Source organism: Halobacillus seohaensis (genome assembly GCF_042663045.1).
Classification (GTDB): Bacteria; Bacillota; Bacilli; order Bacillales; family Halobacillaceae; genus Halobacillus_A; species Halobacillus_A seohaensis.
On record NZ_JBHSZV010000024.1, the window covers coordinates 1 to 1,067 of the forward strand.

Below are 1,067 nucleotides of genomic sequence, written 5' to 3' on the forward strand. Positions count from 1 at the left end.
AGGCTGTAGCCGCTGGTGTAATGAGCATGGCAACAACAAGTACGATACCTACTGTTTGTAATGAAGCAACTGTAACCAGAGTCAACAACGTCATCAATAGGTAATGAATCATCTTCGTGGAAAGCCCGTAACCAGCCGCCATGGTTGCATCGAAGGAAGTGACCAGCAATTCTTTATAAAATAAGTACACACAAACGATGACCAGTGCACCAATACCTATTGTTGCCCACATGTCTGAAGGTCTAACGGCGAGTACATTTCCAAATAGTATGTGATACAAGTCTGTGCTACTTTTCATAAAGGTGATCATGATAATTCCTAAAGCAAAGGCAGAGGTGAATAGAATACCGATAGCGGTATCATTTTTTATGCGACTGTTTTGACTGACAAAGCCAATGCCTAAGGCAGTAAGTATCCCGGAAATTACTGCTCCAAAGAAAAAGTTGATGCCGAGCATATAGGATAGAGCAACCCCAGGAAGAACAGCGTGCGAAATAGCGTCTCCCATTAAAGACATGCCTCTCAAGATGATAAAGCACCCAATGATTCCACAGATAAGCCCGACCATTACAGATGTAATCAAGGCTTTTTGTAGAAACTCATATTGTAGTATGGCCTCAAGAAAACTCATAATTGATTCACCTCATTTCTTTTAAGGAATGAAAGTGGATTTCCGTATGCCTTCTGAATCGTATTCGAATCCAGCACATCATTCACATCACCTTTGGCGACCAACTCCTTGTTCAATAAGATCAATTCGTCAAAGTAGACATTTGCTTTGTTTAGGTCATGATGGACCACGAGTGTTGTTTTCCCCTCTTTTTGCAGCTCTTTCAGTATTTGGATGATGGTATTCTCGCTGGAGATATCGACCCCGACAAATGGTTCATCCAAAAAGAAAATATCCGCTTTTTGTGCAAGGGCTCTCGCTAAGAAAACCCGTTGTTGTTGTCCGCCAGAAAGTGCTCCAATTTGACGGTTACTGTAATTTTGCATACCCACTCGTTCTAAACACTGATATGCCCAGTCTTTTTCTTTCTTTTTCGGTCTCTTGAATAAACCAAGGT

2 protein-coding genes are annotated in these 1,067 nt (G+C 41.5%); both read right to left on the reverse strand.

What is annotated here, in order from left to right:
- Positions 1-631 (reverse strand): metal ABC transporter permease (locus tag ACFQIC_RS09555; RefSeq protein ID WP_390217061.1); only part of this gene is annotated, 631 nt, incomplete at its 3' end.
- On the reverse strand, positions 628-1,067 hold a 440-nt coding region (locus ACFQIC_RS09560; protein ID WP_390217062.1), incomplete at its 5' end, for a metal ABC transporter ATP-binding protein. The genes ACFQIC_RS09555 and ACFQIC_RS09560, both read right to left, overlap by 4 nt.